General features: G+C 36.8%; 24 protein-coding genes and 1 pseudogene. 10 read left to right on the forward strand and 15 right to left on the reverse strand.

Going from position 1 to position 22,526, the window contains the following annotated elements:
• Positions 1–75 precede the first annotated feature (75 nt).
• From mfd to AC2G3J_RS10345, 7 genes are all read right to left on the reverse strand, one after another.
• Positions 76–3,537, reverse strand: a complete 3,462-nt coding sequence (gene mfd / locus AC2G3J_RS10315) for a transcription-repair coupling factor (RefSeq protein ID WP_336951475.1) — start codon at positions 3,535–3,537, stop codon at positions 76–78.
• A 296-nt stretch (positions 3,538–3,833) separates the two neighbouring features.
• A complete protein-coding gene (locus AC2G3J_RS10320) occupies positions 3,834–4,190 on the reverse strand; it encodes a hypothetical protein (RefSeq protein WP_336951332.1) in 357 nt (118 codons plus the stop codon).
• A 106-nt stretch (positions 4,191–4,296) separates the two neighbouring features.
• A complete protein-coding gene (locus AC2G3J_RS10325) occupies positions 4,297–5,238 on the reverse strand; it encodes a Dyp-type peroxidase (protein ID WP_419360420.1) in 942 nt (313 codons plus the stop codon).
• A gap of 183 nt (positions 5,239–5,421) precedes the next feature.
• Entirely contained in the window at positions 5,422–5,904 is a 483-nt protein-coding gene (locus tag AC2G3J_RS10330) for a DUF6678 family protein (protein WP_419327504.1), read from the reverse strand.
• Positions 5,905–5,954: 50 nt separating this feature from the next.
• A complete protein-coding gene (locus tag AC2G3J_RS10335; protein ID WP_419327502.1) occupies positions 5,955–6,740 on the reverse strand; it encodes a glutathione S-transferase N-terminal domain-containing protein in 786 nt (261 codons plus the stop codon).
• A gap of 42 nt (positions 6,741–6,782) precedes the next feature.
• On the reverse strand, positions 6,783–7,295 hold the full coding sequence (gene rraA / locus AC2G3J_RS10340) for a ribonuclease E activity regulator RraA (RefSeq protein WP_419360416.1): 513 nt from the start codon (positions 7,293–7,295) through the stop codon (positions 6,783–6,785).
• A gap of 12 nt (positions 7,296–7,307) precedes the next feature.
• Positions 7,308–7,973, reverse strand: coding sequence for a Rossmann-fold NAD(P)-binding domain-containing protein (locus AC2G3J_RS10345; protein ID WP_483769944.1), 666 nt, complete (start codon positions 7,971–7,973; stop codon positions 7,308–7,310).
• Positions 7,974–8,186: 213 nt separating this feature from the next.
• Here AC2G3J_RS10345 and rpsT point away from each other — a divergent pair, with 213 nt between their 5' ends.
• Positions 8,187–8,453 carry a 30S ribosomal protein S20 gene (rpsT, locus tag AC2G3J_RS10350; protein WP_004720657.1) on the forward strand — a complete coding sequence of 89 codons (267 nt, stop codon included), beginning with the start codon at positions 8,187–8,189 and terminating at the stop codon, positions 8,451–8,453.
• A gap of 153 nt (positions 8,454–8,606) precedes the next feature.
• Here the strand turns inward: rpsT and ispF are convergent, their stop codons facing one another.
• A complete protein-coding gene (gene ispF / locus AC2G3J_RS10355) occupies positions 8,607–9,098 on the reverse strand; it encodes a 2-C-methyl-D-erythritol 2,4-cyclodiphosphate synthase (protein ID WP_004720660.1) in 492 nt (163 codons plus the stop codon).
• A gap of 100 nt (positions 9,099–9,198) precedes the next feature.
• On the opposite strand from ispF, the gene AC2G3J_RS10360 reads away from it, so the two are divergent.
• From AC2G3J_RS10360 to AC2G3J_RS10385, 6 genes are all read left to right on the forward strand, one after another.
• Positions 9,199–9,849, forward strand: coding sequence for an A1S_1983 family putative colistin resistance protein (locus AC2G3J_RS10360; protein WP_004720662.1), 651 nt, complete (start codon positions 9,199–9,201; stop codon positions 9,847–9,849).
• Between the two features lie 26 nt (positions 9,850–9,875).
• Positions 9,876–10,559: a hypothetical protein gene (locus AC2G3J_RS10365; protein ID WP_483769945.1), complete on the forward strand. Its 684-nt coding sequence runs from the start codon at positions 9,876–9,878 to the stop codon at positions 10,557–10,559.
• Positions 10,560–10,604: 45 nt separating this feature from the next.
• Positions 10,605–11,204, forward strand: a complete 600-nt coding sequence (locus tag AC2G3J_RS10370) for a hypothetical protein (protein ID WP_224965442.1) — start codon at positions 10,605–10,607, stop codon at positions 11,202–11,204.
• 21 nt (positions 11,205–11,225) lie between these two features.
• Complete coding sequence (locus tag AC2G3J_RS10375) at positions 11,226–11,864, forward strand: DUF4304 domain-containing protein (RefSeq protein ID WP_419327496.1); 639 nt, start codon at positions 11,226–11,228, stop codon at positions 11,862–11,864.
• Positions 11,865–12,065: 201 nt separating this feature from the next.
• Entirely contained in the window at positions 12,066–13,106 is a 1,041-nt protein-coding gene (locus AC2G3J_RS10380; RefSeq protein ID WP_419327494.1) for an AlbA family DNA-binding domain-containing protein, read from the forward strand.
• 41 nt (positions 13,107–13,147) lie between these two features.
• Positions 13,148–13,690 carry a CbrC family protein gene (locus tag AC2G3J_RS10385; protein ID WP_336951351.1) on the forward strand — a complete coding sequence of 181 codons (543 nt, stop codon included), beginning with the start codon at positions 13,148–13,150 and terminating at the stop codon, positions 13,688–13,690.
• A gap of 22 nt (positions 13,691–13,712) precedes the next feature.
• Here the strand turns inward: AC2G3J_RS10385 and AC2G3J_RS10390 are convergent.
• The 7 genes and pseudogenes from AC2G3J_RS10390 to AC2G3J_RS10420 form a co-directional block, all read right to left on the reverse strand.
• Positions 13,713–14,319 (reverse strand): annotated as a pseudogene (locus AC2G3J_RS10390) (GNAT family N-acetyltransferase).
• Between the two features lie 148 nt (positions 14,320–14,467).
• A complete protein-coding gene (locus AC2G3J_RS10395; protein ID WP_336951353.1) occupies positions 14,468–15,076 on the reverse strand; it encodes a GNAT family N-acetyltransferase in 609 nt (202 codons plus the stop codon).
• A gap of 61 nt (positions 15,077–15,137) precedes the next feature.
• Positions 15,138–15,569 (reverse strand): hypothetical protein, encoded by a 432-nt coding sequence (locus AC2G3J_RS10400; RefSeq protein ID WP_336951355.1) that lies wholly within the window; start codon positions 15,567–15,569, stop codon positions 15,138–15,140.
• A 64-nt stretch (positions 15,570–15,633) separates the two neighbouring features.
• Positions 15,634–16,485 carry an EamA family transporter gene (locus tag AC2G3J_RS10405; RefSeq protein ID WP_419327490.1) on the reverse strand — a complete coding sequence of 284 codons (852 nt, stop codon included), beginning with the start codon at positions 16,483–16,485 and terminating at the stop codon, positions 15,634–15,636.
• Between the two features lie 116 nt (positions 16,486–16,601).
• Positions 16,602–17,639, reverse strand: a complete 1,038-nt coding sequence (gene fba / locus AC2G3J_RS10410) for a class II fructose-bisphosphate aldolase (protein ID WP_004720677.1) — start codon at positions 17,637–17,639, stop codon at positions 16,602–16,604.
• Between the two features lie 128 nt (positions 17,640–17,767).
• Positions 17,768–18,046, reverse strand: coding sequence for a hypothetical protein (locus AC2G3J_RS10415; protein ID WP_004821354.1), 279 nt, complete (start codon positions 18,044–18,046; stop codon positions 17,768–17,770).
• A 148-nt stretch (positions 18,047–18,194) separates the two neighbouring features.
• A complete protein-coding gene (locus AC2G3J_RS10420) occupies positions 18,195–19,382 on the reverse strand; it encodes a phosphoglycerate kinase (protein WP_336951360.1) in 1,188 nt (395 codons plus the stop codon).
• Positions 19,383–19,521: 139 nt separating this feature from the next.
• Here AC2G3J_RS10420 and AC2G3J_RS10425 point away from each other — a divergent pair, with 139 nt between their 5' ends.
• From AC2G3J_RS10425 to AC2G3J_RS10435, 3 genes are all read left to right on the forward strand, one after another.
• Positions 19,522–19,905 (forward strand): DUF2237 family protein, encoded by a 384-nt coding sequence (locus tag AC2G3J_RS10425; RefSeq protein ID WP_004720680.1) that lies wholly within the window; start codon positions 19,522–19,524, stop codon positions 19,903–19,905.
• 21 nt (positions 19,906–19,926) lie between these two features.
• A complete protein-coding gene (locus tag AC2G3J_RS10430; protein ID WP_419327545.1) occupies positions 19,927–20,520 on the forward strand; it encodes a Maf family protein in 594 nt (197 codons plus the stop codon).
• Positions 20,521–21,159: 639 nt separating this feature from the next.
• Positions 21,160–22,323: a ribosomal protein uL16 3-hydroxylase gene (locus tag AC2G3J_RS10435; RefSeq protein ID WP_483769946.1), complete on the forward strand. Its 1,164-nt coding sequence runs from the start codon at positions 21,160–21,162 to the stop codon at positions 22,321–22,323.
• Positions 22,324–22,526 lie beyond the last annotated feature (203 nt).

Consider the following 22,526-nt stretch of genomic DNA (forward strand, 5'->3'; position numbering starts at 1 on the left):
GTGATTTACCAGAAAAAATTCATAAGCACTTTCAATCTCATACTGAGCATTATTTAAGCTCAAATTCCAGATAAATTAACGCTTTAATTCTGTCAGTAAATTGTTTAACAAATCCTGAATAAACTGAATTCTTTTGTCATTCTCTTCAAGCATCACCATCACTTTTAAGCGTTGCCCACCGTCCATACGAAACCAAGTTGGATGCTTTTGCATGAGTTGAATAATACTGATCGCTTGCACCGGAGTATCAGGTGAAAATTCGATCACTCCACCGTTAGCTCCTATATCAATTTTAGTAATTTCCAACGCCTCAGCCTTAATCCGAATTTGATGGACACTAAACAGCTGTTTTACTGGCAATGGCGGTACACCAAACCGGTCAATCAACTCCATACGTATATTGTCAAGTTTATCTTGAGTATCGGTATTACTAATACGTTTATAGAACATAAGACGCTGATGTACATCTCCCAAATATTCATCTGGGATCAAAGCAGGCATATGTAGTGTAATTTCTGAAGTGAGTGAAAGTGGTGTATCAAAATTAGGGGTCTTACCCTGTTGAATTGCTTTGGTCGCTTTGGCCAACATTTCCATATATAAGCTATAACCAATTGCATTCATTGAACCACTTTGTTGTTCACCGAGTAGCTCACCAGCACCACGAATCTCCAAGTCTTCCGTAGCCAGCATAAAGCCAGCGCCAAGATTTGAAGCTCTCTGAATGGCATCTAAACGTTTTTCTGCATCACCTTTAAGGCCTTTAATCGATGGCACCATCAAATATGCATAGGCTTGATGATGTGAACGTCCAACACGACCACGCAATTGATGTAATTGAGCTAGGCCAAGTTTGTCTGCACGTTCAATAATAATCGTATTGGCATTAGGAACATCAATCCCCGTTTCAATAATCGTTGAACAGACCAGCACGTTAAATTCTTTGTGATAGAACTGTTGCATGATTTGCTCAAGTTCACGTTCACGCATTTGACCATGTGCAACAGCGACACGAGCCTCTGGTACAAGTTGACGAATATTTTCCGCAGCACGCTCTATGGTATCCACTTCATTGTGCAATATATAAACCTGCCCACCACGTAACAATTCCCTTAGAATTGCCTCTTTCATGGTTTCATTGGTTTGTTCATTGACAAAAGTTTTAACGGCTAAACGACGTGCTGGTGGTGTAGCAATAATCGAGAGATCACGCATCCCACCAAAAGCCATATTCAATGTACGAGGAATTGGTGTTGCAGTTAACGTTAACATATCAACATCTGCGCGCATGGCTTTAATACGCTCTTTATCACGTACCCCAAAACGATGTTCTTCATCAACAATCATTAAACCTAAGTTTTTAAACTGCACATTTTCCTGAAGAATTTTATGCGTACCGATAACAATATCGACTTTACCATCGATTAAATCATCAATGATTTTGGTATGACTTTTATTAGTTCCAAAACGAGAAAGTACCTCTATACGAATTGGCCAATCGGCAAAGCGATCTTTAAATGATTCAAAATGTTGTTGCGCCAATAAGGTGGTAGGTACCAAGACAGCCACTTGCCTATTATTTTGAACAGCAACAAATGCCGCCCGCATCGCCACTTCCGTTTTACCAAAGCCAACATCACCACAAACCAGTCGATCCATTGGTTTGGCTTGTTGCATATCATATAAGGTCGCTTCGATGGCATTGGCCTGATCCAGTGTTTCCTCATAAGCAAAACCACTGGAAAATTGCATATATGCACTTTGATCCAACTCGAAACTAATCCCAGGTTTAGACTGACGACGTGCTTGGATATGCAACAATTCAGCTGCCACATCATGAATCTGTTCAAGTGCTTTACGTTTTGCTTTATTCCATGCATCTGTACCCAATTTATGTAAAGGCGCTAAATCAGGATCACCTCCACTAAAACGGCTAATCAGGTGTAAATTGGTCACAGGAACATACACTTTTGCATCATCTGCATAGTTTAATTGCAGAAACTCATAGTCTTGTTCATCAATATTTAAGGTAACTAAACCTGCATAACGCCCAACACCATGATCAATATGCACCACTGGCGCACCAATATTAAGTTCCGTCAGACTTCGAATAAGAAACTCTTCTGAAACCTCTTGTTGACGTTTTCTACGGCGCTGTACTACACGGTGTTCATATAGTTGGTTTTCAGAAATAACCGATAGATCATTGCTGATGACCAACCCACGATCCAAAGGTGCATTGGTGATCGCCACAGAGAAATTAGATTGTTGAAATACAGCAAAACTTTCGACAACTGGAATTTCACCTAAACTTGCACGTAAAGCATCTTTTAATGTTTCACGACGTCCAGCACTTTCAGCCACCAACAACACTGGATGATTGGCCTCATCCACGTACTGTTTAACGGCTTTAAATGGCTGCTCTTGTTTAGGGTCTACAGGCAATCTTGGCGGTAATTCAACCGACAAATTGATACAACCTGCTTTTAATTCAATGGCTTCTGTTGAGGCAATAATTCTTGAAAATTGATTTAAATATTCGAATAGTTGATTCGGTTGTATAAAAATTTCTTCAGGTGGTAATAACGGCTGATCAGCATTATGGCGTCGGTCTTCGTAACGACGAATTACATCTGTCCAAAAACTCAACAATCCTTCATCAATGTGCTTATCTGTAATGACAATAGAATTACTTGGGAAGTACGAAACCAAACAACTTTGTGTTTGCATGGCTTGCTTTGAGAAGAATAATGGGAAGTAGAAATCTAATCCCGGAGAAGCAATACCTTCTAACACATCTTGATAAATTGGATTTTTTTTAGGATTTGCTGTTGGAAAACTTTCGGCATAGCGATCACGAAATGTTGAACGCGCTTCTTTCAACGGAAATTCTTTTGCAGGAAGTACAGTAAAACGTTCTAACTTTGTCGTTGTTCTTTGCGTTTCAGGATCAAAGAATTTTAAACTGTCTATTTCATCATCAAATAAGTCAATACGAATGGGTGCATTCTGCCCAGAGGCATAAATATCCATAATACTACCACGTACCGCAAACTCACCATGGTCATAAACAGTATCAACCAAATGATAACCCGCTTGAACTAATTTTAATTTTTGTTGTTCTAAAGCAAATTTCTGACCAACACGGATATCAAAATGCTCACCCAATACCCATGATGTAGGGGCAACACGTTGTGCCAAAGTGGTTGCTGATACCAATAAAATACCTTTTTGTGGCATATTGGAAAGTATCGACAGTCTTTCAGAGACAATATCTTGGTGTGGAGATAAACGATCGTATGGCAATATCTCCCAATCTGGAAATATTGTTGGTTTTACCCCATAGAATTCTAATTCACTTTCCAACTGCCCTAAGTGCTGATTATTTTTCGCAACCAAAACAAAGAGCTGATCCGATTTCTCTGCAATCTCCTTAAACAATAAGGCAGCAGATGAACCGAGCATTGTGCCGATCCAGCGTTTTTCGCCTGCTTTCAGTTGTTTTAAATTGAGGTCAGAGATTTCTTGTTTAAACATAATCGCATAGGGTCTAAAAGACATGAGCAATAGTTTAACATGATGACTTTATTCAGTTGAGTGATTTTATTTATTCTATTTGTCTAAGTAATGACTCAACTACAGTATTTTTCCCATCAGAACAAAATCCACGCTTACTATAAGACAAACTAGCAGGATCACGAACCTGTGGAAGCTCTTGCCAAATGAGTTGCTAATAACCATTTAATAACAATTAAAAATCTAAGCAACATCACATATGATTCTTTGATGAAATATTCTGATTCCATCAAATATTATCCATGCCTTAAGTTGATTTATTTTTCTCGTTTAAATTGTTTATAATAATCATTGAGTTTTTGAATAATTTTTTTGAATTGTTTTAAATTTTCTTCTGTATTGCCAAGCCTTTGCACATAGTTGTTTGTTGCGATTTCTAAATCAATCTTTTCATTGATCAAAATTGTTTTATAAAACAAGGCCTTTAAATCATCAAAATTATTGAGTTTTCGGTTAGAAAAGTATTCCAGCCTTTCAGATAACTCACGATTTAAAACAATACCATCTACAATAAAACCGTGCTCAGCATCAATTTGAATATTATTTTCTTGTAGAAAAACTTGCTCAGGACCGTTTTTACTACCCTTAAATAAGGTCGCAATTTTATCAAACATCATTAAAACCCAATTAAATCAATGATTCATCATAACAAAGATGACTCAAGTTCGCAGTAAAAGGCCACTTTAAAGCGACCATTTACCTAAACATAAACCATCAGCGTTATTCGTCACCCAAATCATCTAAGAAATCGACAGTAGGCACAAAGAATAAAGTTCCTGTCACTGCTGTACTAAAATCTAATAAACGATCTAAATTACCCTCTTCATCACCTTGAAACATGTGCTCTAACATTTGTCGAGTCACACTAAATTTGCGTGCATAACCAATAAAGAAAGTACCATACTCATTTTTAGATGGATTTGAAAACGGCATATTTGCACGCATGATTTTAATTTCATTACCATCCGCATCATGTGCCTTACTTACTACATTGTGTGCTGTTTTAGGTTTTACATCATCACTCAACTCAAGATCATTAAACTTTTTTCGTCCGATGACTTTTTCTTGTTCTTCATCACTTAGCGCGCGCCACTTGTCCATATCATGCATATATTTTTGAATAAATGCATAACTGCCACCTTTAAAGTCTGGATCTTCATCACCCACTAGTGCATATTCAGCCGCAATTTCAGGCTCTGGGTTTTCGGTCCCATCGACAAAGCCAATAATCGCTCTACCGTCAAAATATCGAAAACCATTCACTTCATCTACTGGGTAACTTACAGCTTTTAATTCAGTATTGATCATATCTGCCATTTCAAAACACAACGCTTGGCGATCAGCGCGAATATGGAAAAACAAATCACCTTCCGTTGAAACAGCCGTATATTTTGGCCCTTTAATTTCTTTAAACTGTTCTAATTCTTGTGGTTTAGCCTGATCAGGAAATAAACGCTCCCACGCATTTGCCCCAAATCCCATGACCGCACTAAATTGTGCATCTGGATAACGGTTGGTTAAACTACGCGTCAATGCAGAAAAATTTGCCGCAAAATCAATTACTGTATCAATTACTTCAGCCCCAAGCCTTAATCCTAAAACAATAAATAAGGCATTTTCCCCTGGACGATTCATAACAGGTTGAATTCGAGTTGAAGTCATAATATATCTCAAAATATTCTATTGGTTACAATCTAACATAGGCTGTTTTAAAGCTTAAGTTTTTATCGTTAACAATCCACTAATTCACAATATTTATATCGATATAAATGTTATGGAAAATAATTAAAGCAATAAGTTTTGACTTATTTTGTTTAGGCACATCGATTGTAAGTATTTTTAAAACTACTTTAGGTGATAAGCATAAATTTTAAAATAACAGTCTTTCTGATCAAACACGATATTCAAATGCTGCAACAAAGTACGAAATTGATCTGTTTGATCTAAAATCAAATCACTGATCAATCTCCCCCTCGACTTGCTCAGCATAGGCTTTACAATTAAATATTCAATTCCAATAAATACAGGCATAGCATCGTGATAGAAAGGATGCCAATCACCTATATACCACGGAATTTTCTTCACAAATTTATCTTCAGCTTGTTGATCTTTATTTTCAGTCACCAATTTGACAATAAATGCAGGTGGAAAATCCAAGTCTTTCATTGCATGTAGAAGTTTGAGCCATTTTGAATCACTCATACAAGATACCAACTGCCGTTGATGCACGACCTGTTGAATTTTCAAAATATACTTTAAATAGGCTTGTTCAGTCTTTAAAGCATTTATATGATTTCGATATTCAAGATAATTTTCTTGTAAACCCATATTTATCCTTCAATTAAAAGCACCTGTTTAGATGCTTTTAATACATAGAGTTAACCATATTGTTTCTGTAAATAACGTACGATTACTGCTGACTCAAAGAGTTTTTCACCTGTATTTGGATCTTCTAAATAAGGCACTTGAATATCTTGCTTTGCACGCCCCATAACAGGAATAATTTTTTCACGTTTTCCGCCCACCAAAGCAACATATTTACCAGGTTTTAAACGCAAAACTGCTGGTCCTAGATCTTGCCAACACTCTTTAGCCACATTATGAAAGATAAATGGAATTTCTAATTCAGTTAACTCAGCACGCACAACACGTGTATAGGGACTTGCTTCAAACCCCCATAACTCCAATAATTGCGCTGGGCTTATACGATCAACAATTTTTTTATTTACCCAAACCCCTCGCGCACCATTAATAATAGTTCCCACCATGGCGACCGTTGGATATTTAGGATAATGAGAATATTTCTTTGGCGTTTTGCCGGTTTTACCATAGTGCTTAAATAAGTAATCAACAATCTTTTTTGATTCATACATTGCTGTTCCCGTGTTTTCATCAACGAAATACGGAAAACGCAATTTCCCCCCTTTTTCTTTTACAACCTGACGATATTTAGTCCCACCTTTAGGGCATGGATAGACTTCATAATCCAAATTGAGCAAGGTCATTACTTCTCGTACACGGCGGCAAAATGGTGAACCTTCAAACTCATATAACTTTAAGGCCTTTTCTGGCTGGTTTGGAAATGGTGTTCCAGTTACACCACGGCCTCCCTCAGTCAGTGATGAAGCCAAAGCTTGTACAACTTTAATTTGATGATGTACCATTTTATACCCCCTAGATGATTGTTTTCGCTTAAATAAAGCTTTTTATAAATCCACTAATTTTTCTTTTGAAACCACAATTCCATTGTTATCTACATAGATAAATTCACCAGAATTGAAAGTGACACTACCAAAATACACAGGAATATCGACCTCACCTATGCCTTTACGATTGCTTTTTTGTGGAATTGTAGCCAATGCATGAACGCCTAGATCAAGTTCAACTAGTGCATCTACATCACGTACACAGCCATAAATCACTACACCATTCCAGTGATGCTTAACCGCTGATTCAGCAATCATGTCACCCATCAAGGCACAACGCATGGATGCTCCACCATCGACAACCAAAACCTTGCCTGTTCCATCTGTAGCAAGTAACTCTTTCACTCGTGAGTTATCTTCAAAACACTTGACTGTCACGATTTGACCACCAAAGGTTTTACGAGCTCCATAACTTTTAAAAAATTTGCCATCGAGAGATGGAATCAGGGTTTGGATGTCTTGGTCTGGGTGATCATCTAATAAATCACAAGTTACAAAAGGTACTTTAGTCACGTTATCACTCCATTATTTGCTATTTTGTATACGTAAATTATCATAAATTTCAATTTTTTGAGTTTGTGCTTGAGCAGCCTCGACCATAGTATGAGCCACTTGTTGTGCTGTCACTGGCTTATATTTAAAAGAATTGGGTACCAAATGCGAAAATTTACCATATAACTTTTGCGCTACATCTTCCAAGAATCGCTTTTCATTCCGATTACCAAGGAGTAATGATGGGCGAATAATAGAAAAACGATATAAGTTCAACTTTTGTATATAGTCCTCAAGTTCACCTTTGACTTGATTATAAAAAATTGGCGAGCTGGCTTTTGCCCCCATCGCACTGACTAAAAGTAAATGAGTTTCAGTCATTTTAAATAAATCTGCAAAATGTGCATTGATCTCAAAATCAATATTATAGAAAGCTTCTTTAGAACCTGCCTTTTTAATGGTCGTTCCCAAACAACTGAATGCATGAGTGTAACCGCTGACATCTTGATCATTGAGTAGAAGTAAGTCATCCAATACAAATTGTTCAACTTTTTTAAATTTTGAAAAGTCTGGATTTTCTCGTCGCACAATAACTGTAATTTTTTCACAATCAGCCAATAAATTGAGCTGCTCAATGAGACGCTGTCCCACTAAACCTGTTGCTCCAATCACAATCGCATTTTTTATCGAATTAGTCATTTTTTAAACAATCTCCTAGATTTATTACTAATCTAACGTTTTATTTCAAATTTTTCTTCAACAAAAATGTTGTCAAAGCATGTCAACACTTGACTTTACTGGCCTCTTTAATCACAATATGGCACTTGTTTACGGGCTGGTGATAATCCTCTGATGTGGTTTTCAGATGTGGTTTCAGCCCGCCCAGACCCATCTAATTCAAGGAGTGCACGAGTGGCAAACTCTGCTCAAGCAAAAAAACGTGCTCGTCAAAACGTTAAAGCACGTAAACACAACGCAAGCTTGCGTTCAATGGTACGTACTTATATCAAACGCACAATCGCTGCTATCGCTACTGGTGAATATGCTGCCGCAACTGAAGCTTATAAAGCTGCAGTTCCAGTTATTGACCGTATGGCGGATAAAGGTATCATCCATAAAAACAAAGCTGCTCGTCACAAGAGCCGCTTGAATGCACAAGTTAAAGCGTTAGCTAACTAATTTTTGCATGTAAAAAGAGCCCTTTAAAGGGCTTTTTTTGTATGTAAAATTTGACTATAACGCTTTAAAATTAGAAAACATCAAAACTTATCTACCACTTCATCATTATTTCTCAGCAGATAGATAAGTAAGAGTTCTAAACTGTAAAAATAATTACTTTGCTAAATGTGAAATTAAGACTGTTGCAGTGGATAAAATACCTTCCTGACGACCAGTAAAACCCAATTTCTCTGTGGTTGTTGCTTTAACGCTAATTTGAGTCACATCAACATCTAACACATCTGCAATACTTTGACGCATTTCCAAATTGTGTTTGGCTAATTTAGGCCGTTCACATGCCACAGTAATATCGGCATTATTTAATTTATAACCACGGTCTAAAATTAATTGATAAACATGTTTTAAAAGTTTACGGCTATCCGCACCTTTAAATTCAGCATCTGTGTCTGGGAAATGCTGTCCAATATCCCCTAAAGCCAATGCACCCAATAAAGCATCACATAATGCGTGTAACACAACATCACCATCAGAATGTGCTTTTAAACCATGCGTATGTGGAATTTGAACGCCTGCCAAAGTTACAAAATCACCTTCTTCAAAAGCATGTACATCCATTCCCTGCCCAATACGAATCGGTATGATCATTCTTAGCTCCTTTTGCAGTTTTTAAAATTTAAAAATCTTGTATTCGTACTTTCTCTTTCGCTATAGTACGTATGCAAACATTGTGAAAGTATAAGCGATCATGCTGTTGAATACAGAATTTAATCAAATTAAAACACTCTTGTCTGGTCTCATTTTGAGCTGTATCAGTACATCAGCTGTTTATGCCCTGCCTCTTGACTGTAAGCATCAAGATTCATCACTTTTAAAAAAGTTATGTGGTTCACAGTATAGTGAACTACGCGCTCAATTGAATGAGAGCTATCTCACTGCATATCTGGTCACAGACGCACCAATACGCTTAATCAATGATACGCATCGTTTGTGGCTCAACCGTTTAAGCCAATGTAAAAGCAACGATTGTTTTAAACAACAGTTCGATATTCGCCTAGAAGACTTAAATTTTTACACCTCAATGAATCAAAGTTTAACCCAACATTTCATCAAATATGAACATGGTAAAATTTCGAAGCAACCCGCCCATTTACAAATCCATCAACTGACTAAAGATCGGATTAAAGTTGAAGGCATCGCCTATCGAAATCCCAATAACCGTAAAGATAGTCAAATCGTCTCATTGTTGGCTTACACCACGCCTGAAAAAAAGAATCAAATTTTGGACAATGAACATGACTGTAAATATGTGCTTAATTTCCAAAAAGCAATTTTGTCTGTGACAACAACACAAAAAGGCTGTGAGCGCTTTACTGGAATTTACCGTTTATATGATTAAGATTTATAATTAAATTTGGCAAAACCATGAGTACAAAACTAGCGTTAAGTGAAGAAAGATTAAAAATATTATCTGAATGTATGCAGAATTATGATGTGGGTGCTGATACAGATGAATGGCCTAACAATATTATTTCGCGCTTTACTAGCGTTTATAATGATGGTTCTATCTCAAAGCACAATATCCCATTGCAGCATGAAATTGATCCCGATGAATTAAAACTTTGTCAAAAACTAAGCGCTGAAATCGCCAATATCATGACAAATGTTGAAGTTGGTATGGATTCAAACTCGGGTGATTATTTTCAAGATTTTTATATCATGCATTCACAAAACTCAGCTAGCCAAAAAATTACGCCTCAGCTGATTCAACAATACTTTGCCAATACTATTTTTCCTTTGGCGAACATTACGACTGAACCGCTTACAACAAATACACAGTGGTGGAAAGAAGTTGAACAAGATGGTGAAGAATCTCCAGCAGAATATTTTCAGCCTTGGCACAAGATGATAAATTGGTTTGCAGCACAACACGATTTTATCGACTGTGCATTTGTTCGGATTGGAGACTCAGCACTTTTAGAACAAATCGATTCTGATGATTACCCGAAAGGAACAATCATTACAGGTTGTGTCTTGCCTCGACTTGCATTGGGCTTAACCCAGAATAGCAATTTGGTTGGAATCTTTGGATATGTTGTACACAGTTAAGATCTAACTAGCTTAATTAAAATATAAATAAAATAGGGAATAACAATGACTCAACTTTTAATTTTAGACCAAGTCTCACAACACCTTGATCAAACCTCTTTTGGTGGTCTTCCTGTTAAAACGATTGGCTTACAGGTTGAATGGCCTTGCTGCACAAATTGTGATGGTGCAATGCAATACCTTGGCAAAGTAAAAACTGATCTCGGTTTAGAATTGATCTTTATGTGTAGCCAAGATCCGGGGATGTGTGATGACTGGGATGCAGATGGTGGTGGTAATAAAGTGATTGTCATTACAGAGATTCATGCTCTTGAAAAATTCCAACCTTTAGAACCTGAAAATACCTTACGTGAAACGGAATATGGCGCCAAGATTTTCCAAGATTCGCAAGAAGAATATTCACAATCACGTGAACTTTGGCAAGGACCCAAGAGAGAAATTTTAGGTCAGCTTTCTGGCTCAGCTGAGTGGCTGCAAAATGATGAAACACCTGAATGTGATTGCTGCCAAAAGCCTATGCGCTTTGTTGCTCAACTAGAGACCGGACCTGATCATAGAACTGAGATGAATTTTGGTGGAGGAGGTTCCGCCTACCTATTTGATTGCCCTCAGGGTAAAACTGCTAAATTTCTATGGCAATGCTAGCCTCTACCATGGATATATCGAATGGATAAAAAAGTCATTTCCAAACTATTACAAAGCCAGTTTTATCCCATTTTAAAAGCACAGGGCTTTATAAAAAAAGGCGATGTATTTAGACAGGTTGAGGGGGAAGTTATTCGAATCGTCGATATACAACACTCCATTAAAAGACATTGTTTTCAAGTTAATCTCGGTATTCACCTCATCACATTAGGTGAATATGTTATGCGATGTACAGGTAACGCTTTAGATATTGAAAAAATGCGTGATTTCGATTGTGCATGGCGTAGTTCGATCCTGCCTTATTTGATCAATGATCATGACAACGACTGGTCATATACCTCAAATGAACAAGATGCCAACGAAATGGTGCAATTTCTAATATCTGAGTGGAATCGTCAAAGCCAAAATTTCTTTAATCAATTAGCACATTGGCCTGAAGATTTTCTCAAGAAAGCGCATCAGGCCTGTATAAATCCCTTACATCCCGCACACATGTGTACCCTCTGCTATGTGGCTGCTGCAGCTGGTGATTTACAATTGGTCAAGAGGCTCGCTGAGATTGCAATTGATGCTGTTCCTGAACGAGCCACCTCATTAAAAGAACGATTAGCATCATTTATCCAAAATCCAAGTTTAGCGATTCCGCAAATTATCGATTAATGACGAAATGAAGCAGTCAAATGCGCTATTCACCAAATTGAAATATTTGTTATATTTTCTAACAACTTTCACGATCCGATTTAAAGTTTTACGCTTTATTTCCTGACTTAATTAACTTATAAATAACTATATATAAATAGTCTGATGACATATTTGTTGTAAATACCGAACACCAAACAATAGAGGATCAAAGGTGTTGCTATGGATTTGAACATGTATCTCACCAATAAATTTAAGAATTTTAATGAGTTTCTAGAAACGCATTGGCATGACTACCCCAAGAAATACAAAGAAATCCAAACCCTGCTGTTTTTTCAAGCTTATACCACTAAGCCACTTTCTGAGAAATTTGAAATCAATATTGATCAGGCCTTAAAGTATCCAACCTTAAGATATTATTTCCAACAGATTGAAAAATATATCCATATACCGCCCAAGCAACTGTTTCCTAACTCATTTCATCGCCCTTATGAACATATTTTAAATGAGTTTAAATATTTAAGCTTTTACCAAGAAGCTTTTGAATTTCACAAAAATTTAGAAAAAATTAGAAATACTTTTAATAAAATTTCCATTCCAATTGCCAGTCATGCTATTTACACAGAAATTTTACAATATCTCAATTTGAGCTTTGAATACCTTGCTGATCCAAACTTAACAAACGATCTAAAGATTAAATTAATTTACCAATGGCAAGATATTCATAATTTAGAAACTGTTGCCGCATATAAATCATTAGAGAAAATTAAAACCACACTCAATCATTATCGGCAAAATTCCTGTTCAGAGTACTATTTTAATTTAATTCAACTGGGTGAAAATCAACGGATTGAATTTAAAGAACGTACCACAGACCTATTAACCAACCGCAAATCAGATAAATGGGTCAAAGCCTGCTTTGCATTTATGAATACCCGCAATGGCTATGTCTTTATAGGTATTGCTGATGATTTAACCATTGTAGGGATTGAAAATGAACTTGCGGAACACTTTAATAATTCACTCGACTTAATGAAGCGGAGTTTGATTGATAAACTGGCACACGAAAGTAACAAAATTTCAAATATTTATACCACACTAGAAGAAATACAGATTCAAGGAAAAACCATATTGGTCTTTAAATGTAATAAATCGGACCGTCCGTTGTATTACAAAGGCGAATTGTTTATGCGTACCAATGGACAAACAACACGCGTTCCACCTGAACTGATTGAAAGTTTTCGTGTAGAATTTTATTGTTAGCATTCAATACTTAAAAATCTTTACCTAGAAGAATCAAAAATATGGATTATCCTCAGTTTAAATATCATCCCAACGCATACACACTTGATCTGTTTAAAAAAGAAGACGGTATTTGTTCGATTTGCAATCAACAACGTGATTTAAAGTACGTAAGTTCTTTTTATAGTGTAGATGAACCCGAGTATATCTGTCCGTGGTGTATTGCCAATGGTGCAGCAGCGCAAAAATACGATGGAGAATACAATGACTATTGTGGCATTGAAGGTATTTCTTCAAACCCAAATGTTCCATCCGAAAAAATCAACCCTGAATTTTTAGATGAAATCTGCTTCAAAACGCCAAGTTATCATAGTTGGCAACAAGAAGTTTGGCTCGTGCATTGCAATGAACCATGTCAGTTCATCGCTTATGCGGATAGTGAAAGGCTTAAACCAATTTGGGATGAGGTTAAAGCCGATATCGAAGAAAATGGTTATCCAGTAGAGCTTATCCAAGATCACCTCAGTATCGACGGTGATTTAACAGGCTATCTGTTTCAATGCATTCATTGCCAACAACATCGCTTACATATAGATTGTAGTTAAATACATAATTAAACCTTATAAGTTAAAGCTTATAGCTTTGGCTAAGTAACTGGCTTAAATGCTGTTTAATGCCCTGCCATTTATCTTTGATTATGCTATATAACAGTATCTCGAACAGTTCCATCTTTTCGTAGCTCATCTTGATGTTGCACATCATCATAATGCGCACCTAGACGCTCAATGGCGCCTTGACTTTTAACATTGCGAATATCCGTCCTTAATACAACCGAGTTGGCTGGTAGTTTTTCAAATGCTTACTAAAGTAATAACAACTTACAACGGGTATTGATATGACTGCACTGTGCTGATTCTGCATACCATATATAGCCAATCTGACCACGGCGCACCTCCCAAATCAAATCGCGAAAACTGGTGGTTCTTACAATACGACCATTCCGCTGATTTAAAACAACAAAAGGTACGTGTATTCCCAAAGATTTTTGTTCAAGTGCCTTGGCAATATAATCCTTGATCTGAGAATAATGTGGAACTAATGTATATTCTAATTCCCACAATCGGCCATCTTTACATACCTCAATTAAAGCATTTTCATGTTCTATTTGTAGTGGTGAAAGCTGCACTTGATGGGTTTGTAATGATGTATGCGTTGAAAAGATATCTTGATTCATAGCAATTACACCATTGTAAAGAATGCTCCTCCATTGTCCGCTATGTTTGAAAGTTTTATGATCAAAATATGAAATCACCATGACGATCTTTCAAATGATTTCAAGGGCATTTGCATGCCCTTGAATCGAATAAAATTCAATAAAATAGTTATTTTTTATAGTGTGCCAACATGTCTTGTAAATGTGCTTTTACATTGTTCCACTCACCTTGAGCAATACTGTACAACACTGTATCTCGAATAGTGCCATCTTTACGCATTTGATCGCCCCGAATAATGCCATCTTTTTTAGCACCTAAACGTTCAATGGCTTTTTGGCTTTTAAAATTAAATTGGTCAGTCCGCAACGCCACGGTATTGGCTTGAAGTTGTTCAAAAGCGAAACCTAATAGTAATAGTTTACAAGTTGTATTGACATGAGTCCTCTGTACAGATTGTGCATACCATGTATAGCCGATTTCAAAACGTTTTACGTTTAATAAAATATCGTGATAACTAGTCGTTCCCAAGACTTTCCCTGAGCTTTGCTCTATGACAACAAAGGGATAACGACTACCTTGTGCTTTTTGTATTAATGCTTTTTCAATATAATTTTTAACTTCTGTGTAATGTGGTGTTGAGGTAATTCGTAGATTCCACAATTCACCATCACGACACGCTTCAGCAAGTCCTTGCTCATGTTCAAGAGATAATGGTACTAAGCGAATATTATTTAGTTGTAAATCTAAATGAATAAATAATTGTTCAAATGCATCCATCTCATATCCACCAATTTAATCAATAAAGTTACCGTTTAATTTTATTGTAAAGTGATCAACATCAATATATATCACACTTTAATTTTACATCTGATAATGGTTTTATATTCTTAATAAAAGCACTCCCAGATGATGAACTGCTTAAATCATTTCTAGAAACGAAAACATCATCAAGAAAAATCTCTGCCTGAGCTTGATAAAAGCATCCATGTTTTAACGGAACACTGGGTAATTTTAATAATTTAACGTATTTTTTTGACTCATCATCAACTAAAAAACGTGTATGACCTAAATATGTTCCTTGAGTATCTTGATCTAAAAATTGAATTTTTAAATTATTCTCACCATAATCTGCATCATATCCATATAAATACTCAACAACTAAAGGAGATATTGCTTTATAGGTATAAGTCGTCATGGAAGGATTATCGCGATCTCCTTTTTCTTGTTCAGTCTTCACCAATGTTAAATTAGCTGCAAAAACATCTATCATGATAAATGTACCCAGTATTATGAATAGTATTCTTATCATTTTAATCTTTCATTCTCTTAAATCATTATATTGCCAAGGCTAAACATACCACTCCAGCCAAACCTAAAACCAGTCCTAGAGCTGTAATCACTTTAAGCTTTTCTTTAAAAATTAACAGCCCTGCAATTACTCCAAATAACACCACAAGGATATTCATCCCTGCAAAAACAATCGCTGGAGAATCTTTTAATAAAATATGCGCTTTGACATATAAAGCAATATTGGCAAAATTTAAAATCCCCAACGCCAAACCAGCAAAAAAGTTCTGAAGCTTCCACTGAGTTTTTCGAATCAGTAAATAACCTACAGATAATAGGAATGAACAGATAAACATCAAGGTTAATGTAACAGGAAACTGTAAACCAAGGCTGGTTGTATATTTTAATAAAACATCAACCAAAGCATAACCCACCCAAACACTGAGTAAAGAAAGGATACCTTTCTGATTGAGTAATGAATTTGATGGACTCGACTGAGAAAGTACAATACATAAAACTGCCACGATACCCAAACCGATACCAAGCATTTTTAATTGGTTAAATTGTTCTTGGAATAAAAAATATGCAGCCAATAATGATAAAACCACAGATAATCGCTGTGCAATTTCAGTTTTTAAAATTCCTGCACTATGTAATGATTTTGCTAAGCATAAAAAAATACTGGGTAATACAACACCTAAACCAAGAATCAACCACCACGGTGTATTTGAGATTGAAATATGGGCCAAATCAGGCTTAAACCAAATATAGCTCAATACACTGGCGATTGCATAATTCCAAGCAATCATTTGCAATGCATCAAAACCTTTTTGTTTGGTCCATTTTAAAAGCATTGAAACCAGCACACTACAAAGTGCTGCTAAAAATATGAGTTCCATAATTTACTTCTTATCTCACCAATCATTGCAAAATTTATGCGAAACCGAGTTCCTATGATTCAAGAAAAAGCCCACTAGCATGAGTGGGCTTTTAGGTGATCAACAACCATCAAAGATTATTTATAACGATCAACCATTTTTTCTAAAGAAATTGGGCGAATCTTGTCTGCATTACCCGCAGTACCAAATGCTGTATAACGATCTACACAGATTTGTTTCATTGCTTCAACCGTTTCACCGAAGAATTTACGTGGGTCGAATTCACTTGGTTTTTCAGCCATCATACGGCGCATTGCACCTGTAGATGCTAAACGTAAATCTGTATCAATATTGATTTTACGTACACCATGCTTAATTGCTTCAACCAACTGTTCAACTGGAACACCATAAGTCTCTTTGATGTCACCACCATATTGGTTAATGATCGCTAACCATTCTTGTGGTACTGAGCTTGAACCATGCATAACAAGGTGAGTATTTGGAAGCGCCGCATGAATTTCTTTAATACGGTCAATTGCCAAAATATCGCCTGTAGGTGGACGAGTAAACTTGTACGCACCATGAGAAGTACCGACTGCAATTGCTAAAGCATCTACATTGGTATCTGCAACGAATTGACGAGCTTCTTCAACAGAAGTGAGAAGTTGAGAATGATCAAGTACACCTTCTGCACCAACACCATCTTCTTCACCAGCCAAACCTGTTTCAAGACTACCCAAACAGCCAATTTCGCCTTCTACAGAAACACCACATGCATGTGCCATTTCAACAGTACGACGTGTTACATCAACGTTATACTCATAAGACGTTGGTGTTTTACCATCTGCACCTAAAGAACCATCCATCATTACAGATGAAAATCCAAGCTGGATCGAACGTTGACAAACATCTGGGCTTGTACCGTGGTCTTGATGCATTACCACTGGAATATGTGGCCATTCTTCAATTGCAGCTAAAATTAAATGACGTAAAAATGGAGCACCTGCATATTTTCGTGCACCAGCAGAAGCTTGCACAATTACAGGTGAATTTGTTGCGTCAGCGGCTAACATAATTGCGCGCATTTGTTCTAAGTTGTTCACATTAAACGCTGGAACGCCGTAACTATGTTCACCGGCATGATCCAAGAGTTGGCGCAATGAGATAAGAGCCATAATATCCTCCCAAGTAATGCCCCATATTCTACATGTTGCTTTATTTCAATTCAGCAACAATATTGACTATTTCATAAAAAATCCCCGCGTTTGCGGGGACTTTTAACAAATAACAACATTTAGAAAGATTATTGAGCTTTAGGTGCTTCTTCTTCAGTCGCTGGCGTAGCCGCATCTGCTGGAGCATTTGCTTTTTCAGCAGCTACATCTGTATTTTTTTCATCCAAAACAGGCTGATCAAGCGCATCAATCACAGCTTGTTGTTCTGCAGATGTATTTGCTGATTCTGCTGAAGCAGCTTCAGAAGAAGATGTTTGTTCTGAGGCTGGTGCTTTTTCTTGTTTAGAACATGCAGTAAATGCCAAAGGAGCAATAAGAAGTGCTGCAAGTGTAAATTTAAATTTCATCACATTTCCCAGTGTTGGTGATTGGATTTGATCTAGTTTATTGCAGTTATATTTCATTTTTATTACTTTAAAATGAATCTCTCAGATAAAAAAGGCTGACACGAGGTCAGCCTTTCATATAAACGTCATAATTAAAATAATTTTTCAATTAAGCACGTTCAAGCAATACCGCTACAGCTGGAAGTGTCTTGCCCTCAACAAATTCAAGGAATGCACCACCACCAGTTGAAATATAACCAATTTTGTCTGCAACATGGTATTTATCAATTGCAGCCAAAGTATCACCACCACCAGCAATAGAGAATCCTTCAGATTCAGCAATCGCTAAAGAAAGTGTTTTTGTACCTTCGCCAAATTGATCCACTTCAAACACACCAACTGGACCATTCCAAAGGATCGTTTTAGACGTTTTTAAGATTTCAGCAAAAGCTTTCGCCGTTTCAGGACCGACATCCAAAATCATGTCATTGTCTGCAACATCTTCAACTTTTTTTACTGTTGCTTTAGCATTTGCCAATGAACCTAAGAAATCTGCAAAATCGATTGCAGAAGCATCTGCTACAACAACATCTGTTGGAAGTGGAACAGATACTTTTGCTGCAATCGCTTTAGCTGTATCAATCAAATCATTTTCACACAAGGATTTACCGACATTGAAACCAGCTGCGGCTAAGAATGTATTGGCGATACCACCACCAACGATCAATTGATCACAAATATCAGAAAGTGAAGTTAAAACATCAAGCTTAGTAGAAACTTTAGAACCAGCAACAATTGCGACCATTGGTTTTTCTGGTGTTTGCAGCGCACGACCTAAAGCATCTAATTCAGCTGCAAGCAAAGGGCCCGCTGCTGCGACTTTTGCTAAACGTGCTACGCCTTCAGTTGATGCTTCTGCACGATGCGCTGTACCAAATGCATCCATCACAAAAACATCACAAAGTGCTGCATATTTTGCTGAAAGTTCAGCATTATTTTTCTTTTCACCCACATTGAAACGACAGTTTTCAAGTAATACAACTTGGCCTGCTGCAACTTCAACCCCATCTAAATAATCTGTGAATAATTTAACGTCTTGACCAAGTGCCTCAGTTAAATAAGCAGCAACAGGAGCTAATGATTGTTCCGCTTTTGGTTCACCTTCAACGGGACGACCAAGATGAGAATACACCATGACCGCAGCACCCTTCTCAAGTGCCAATTTAATTGTCGGTAATGCAGCACGTAAACGTGCATCACTTGTAATCACACCATTTTTAACAGGTACGTTTAAGTCTTCACGAATAAGTACACGCTTGCCTGCTAAATCGAGGTCAGTCATACGCTGAAAATTCATGTATAGCTCTCTTATAGATATTAAAAATCGCGTAGATTCTAAATGATTACACAAAAAAAGGTTAGATACTTTTGTAGAAAAGCTGTAGAAAAGTTGAGATTTGATTATTATAGGGCGAACTTTTAAATTCTATACGCTTATGTCTTTTCATCCCGATCCTAAAATCAATGGTTTAAATGTCTTAGGTGAACCTTTAGCAAGTTGTTGTTTTTCTCCAATCACAGGTTATTTTCGTAACGGTTTCTGTCATACAGCAACAACCGACCTTGGTCAGCACACTGTATGCGCTGAAATGACTTCAGAATTTTTAAATTTTTCACAAAAAGTAGGAAATGACTTAATTACACCACTGCCAGAACACGGCTTTCCGGGACTACAACCTGGTGATTTTTGGTGTTTATGTGTGACGCGTTGGGTTGAGGCCTATCAAAATGACATGGCACCTCGTGTAAAACTACAAGCCTGTCATCAAGCAGTTTTGGCGTATGTTCCCTTAGATCTCTTGATGGAATATGCAGTATAACTAGGCATGAATTATTCAAAGATGAATCACCATGAAATTATTTTGGCTTCATCGAGCCAAACCCGTAAAGATTTAATGAATCGTTTACGCTTAGACTATCATTGTATTTCACCTGAAATCGATGAATCACCACGGGGTGAATCTCATGCCGATGATTTGGCTAAACGCTTGGCTTTTGAAAAAGCTCAAGTCATTGTACAAGACCATCCAAATGCCATTGTGATTGGGTCAGATCAGGTGGCTTGGCGTGAACATGCACCACAAGATTTTATTGGTAAACCTTTATCTGTAGAAAAAGCCATTCAACAGCTACAAGCCAATTCAGGAAAAAATGTCTTTTTTAGTACTGCCTTAAGTGTGCAACATTTAGCTTCTGGTTTTGAACAAACCTTGGTCGAGCATTATCATGTTAAATTTCGTGACTTAACTTTGGCTGAAATTGAGCGTTATATCGAAATTGATCAACCTTTGCATTGTGCGGGTAGCTTTAAGTGTGAAAGTCTTGGTATTGGTTTATTTGAGCAAATGATTGGGCAAGACCAAACCACTTTGATGGGTATGCCAATGATTCAGTTATGTGGAATTTTAAGGAAGTTGGGAATCCCGCTACCTTAATTTCCACACTGTATAATAAGCTCGATCTTATTATAAATTTCCATAATTACATGGGATTTGTGTTATTTGCTCATGCATTAAAAAGGATGAAGACTTTTTGAGTTAATCCCATAAATCCTGATAATGCGTTGCAAATAACATCAACCCTTCTTTAATCTTAGCCTTAGATTCTGTTTAGCAGTCCCCAATCAAGACCAACTCAAAAGCAAGAATCATCTTGTTTAAATACTCTAACCCAATTTGATTTAATTGCGCCTCACTAAAATCATTCACTTGCGCTTCATTCACCACCCAAGTTGGAATAGAAATATTTTTGCCCTAGATAATCAATTATCGATACGAACGCAATACTAAAAGTGTTTTGTCTGCAATTTCTTTTTTTGGATCAGAATAATACGAAATAGGAAAAAATCTATATTCCTCAACCCAATTGAAAATGCTTTCTTTTAAATTAGGCAAATCTCGGATATATTATGAGATATTTTATAAAATCATGAATTTACAACTCCTTTAATTTTTCAAAAAGCAGGGCTGTTTTTATATAAATATATTTTGAATAAATTTACAAATACTTGCACCACCTGTCATCTCATAAGACAATAGCCGTATTATAGATTCAAATTTGCTTAGGCTATTTTCATGTCCCTACCTTTAGATGTTCTTGGCGGAATTACTGCTGAACAATTCCTCTCAGAATACTGGCAAAAAAAACCATTATTGGTTCGTAACGCTTTACCTGAAATTGCCAATATCCTTGTTCCAGACGATGTCCTGGAGCTTGCTCTGGATGAAAACATCACAGCACGCCTAATTAAGCAAAAAGACAAAGATCCAAATCAATGGTCAGTAAAATCATCACCACTCATCAAAGGTGATTTTCAGAAAATGCCAAAGCTTTGGACTTTATTGATTCAAGCTGTAGATCATTATTCATTTGATTTAGCTGAACTTTGGAAGAAATTTCCTTTTATTCCACAGTGGCGTCGTGATGACATTATGGTCTCTTATGCTGCTAAAGGTGGCTCTGTAGGTCAGCATTTTGACTTTTATGATGTATTTCTTGTACAAGGATATGGACATCGTCGTTGGCAACTTGGACAAATGTGTGATGCTGAATCTGAGCTTGTCGAAGGACAGCCGTTAAAGCTACTTCCAGAAATGGAGATCCATTTTGATGAAGTTTTAGCGCCAGGCGATTTACTTTATGTTCCACCAGGATTGTCGCATTACGGAGTAGCAGAAGACGATTGCCTAACCTACTCTTTTGGTTTCCGTATGCCAAATATTGCCGACATGATGGATCGTGTCAGCGATAAATTTATCGAAGATCAACAACTACGCAATCCGCTTCTCGACATATTGCGAAATAAACAAACCCCGATTGGGCAAGTAACACAAGCTGAACTCGATTATTTAAAAGCTGAATTGTTGGCGAAATTAAATAATTCTAAAGTGTTAGAAGATGCCATTATGAGTTTAATGGCTGAAGCAAAGTACCCTGAAAATATTCCAGATGCTGAAGCGATTGGCACTGGCGATATAGCAGAAGTTCTTGAACAAGGCTATTTACTACAAATTGAGCCAGCCTCTCGCTTAATTTATCTTGAACAGGATCGTGAATTATTATTCTGGGCAAATGGTGAATCGATCTGTATTTCTGAACAATTTGCACTACATTTAAAGCAGATTGCAGATGGACAAAGTGTCAAACTCAATCATGAATTGTCTGATGATGAAATATTAGAAGACATTGCTGGATTGTTGAATGAATCTATCTTGATGCTTGTTCCCACTGACGAATAAAATTCGCAATCTAACAGAATAACACTCAAATAAAGCCTGAAAATTCAGGCTTTATTTCTATCAATTTATTTTCAGCATAATTTTAAGAAATAATTCATTCATCCTTGCTCAAGCTGATATTTGAATGAGCTTGAGGACTTAACCGAAGTATTGAGTTTAAGTCACTTCAGTTCTGCTAAAGTATAAATTTTCATAGGCATTAG

It is taken from the genome of Acinetobacter legionensis (assembly GCF_057165765.1).

Bases quoted from the DNA above. Each gene is read 5' to 3' on its own strand.
- mfd (WP_336951475.1), bottom strand. From the start codon at position 3,537: ATGTTTAAACAAGAAATCTCTGACCTCAATTTAAAACAACTGAAAGCA.
- AC2G3J_RS10320 (WP_336951332.1), bottom strand. From the start codon at position 4,190: ATGTTTGATAAAATTGCGACCTTATTTAAGGGTAGTAAAAACGGTCCT.
- AC2G3J_RS10325 (WP_419360420.1), bottom strand. From the start codon at position 5,238: ATGACTTCAACTCGAATTCAACCTGTTATGAATCGTCCAGGGGAAAAT.
- AC2G3J_RS10330 (WP_419327504.1), bottom strand. From the start codon at position 5,904: ATGGGTTTACAAGAAAATTATCTTGAATATCGAAATCATATAAATGCT.
- AC2G3J_RS10335 (WP_419327502.1), bottom strand. From the start codon at position 6,740: ATGGTACATCATCAAATTAAAGTTGTACAAGCTTTGGCTTCATCACTG.
- AC2G3J_RS10345 (WP_483769944.1), bottom strand. From the start codon at position 7,973: ATGACTAATTCGATAAAAAATGCGATTGTGATTGGAGCAACAGGTTTA.
- ispF (WP_004720660.1), bottom strand. From the start codon at position 9,098: ATGATCATACCGATTCGTATTGGGCAGGGAATGGATGTACATGCTTTT.
- AC2G3J_RS10360 (WP_004720662.1), top strand. From the start codon at position 9,199: ATGCTGTTGAATACAGAATTTAATCAAATTAAAACACTCTTGTCTGGT.
- AC2G3J_RS10365 (WP_483769945.1), top strand. From the start codon at position 9,876: ATGAGTACAAAACTAGCGTTAAGTGAAGAAAGATTAAAAATATTATCT.
- AC2G3J_RS10370 (WP_224965442.1), top strand. From the start codon at position 10,605: ATGACTCAACTTTTAATTTTAGACCAAGTCTCACAACACCTTGATCAA.
- AC2G3J_RS10375 (WP_419327496.1), top strand. From the start codon at position 11,226: ATGGATAAAAAAGTCATTTCCAAACTATTACAAAGCCAGTTTTATCCC.
- AC2G3J_RS10380 (WP_419327494.1), top strand. From the start codon at position 12,066: ATGGATTTGAACATGTATCTCACCAATAAATTTAAGAATTTTAATGAG.
- AC2G3J_RS10385 (WP_336951351.1), top strand. From the start codon at position 13,148: ATGGATTATCCTCAGTTTAAATATCATCCCAACGCATACACACTTGAT.
- AC2G3J_RS10395 (WP_336951353.1), bottom strand. From the start codon at position 15,076: ATGGATGCATTTGAACAATTATTTATTCATTTAGATTTACAACTAAAT.
- AC2G3J_RS10400 (WP_336951355.1), bottom strand. From the start codon at position 15,569: ATGATAGATGTTTTTGCAGCTAATTTAACATTGGTGAAGACTGAACAA.
- AC2G3J_RS10405 (WP_419327490.1), bottom strand. From the start codon at position 16,485: ATGGAACTCATATTTTTAGCAGCACTTTGTAGTGTGCTGGTTTCAATG.
- fba (WP_004720677.1), bottom strand. From the start codon at position 17,639: ATGGCTCTTATCTCATTGCGCCAACTCTTGGATCATGCCGGTGAACAT.
- AC2G3J_RS10415 (WP_004821354.1), bottom strand. From the start codon at position 18,046: ATGAAATTTAAATTTACACTTGCAGCACTTCTTATTGCTCCTTTGGCA.
- AC2G3J_RS10420 (WP_336951360.1), bottom strand. From the start codon at position 19,382: ATGAATTTTCAGCGTATGACTGACCTCGATTTAGCAGGCAAGCGTGTA.
- AC2G3J_RS10425 (WP_004720680.1), top strand. From the start codon at position 19,522: ATGTCTTTTCATCCCGATCCTAAAATCAATGGTTTAAATGTCTTAGGT.
- AC2G3J_RS10430 (WP_419327545.1), top strand. From the start codon at position 19,927: ATGAATCACCATGAAATTATTTTGGCTTCATCGAGCCAAACCCGTAAA.
- AC2G3J_RS10435 (WP_483769946.1), top strand. From the start codon at position 21,160: ATGTCCCTACCTTTAGATGTTCTTGGCGGAATTACTGCTGAACAATTC.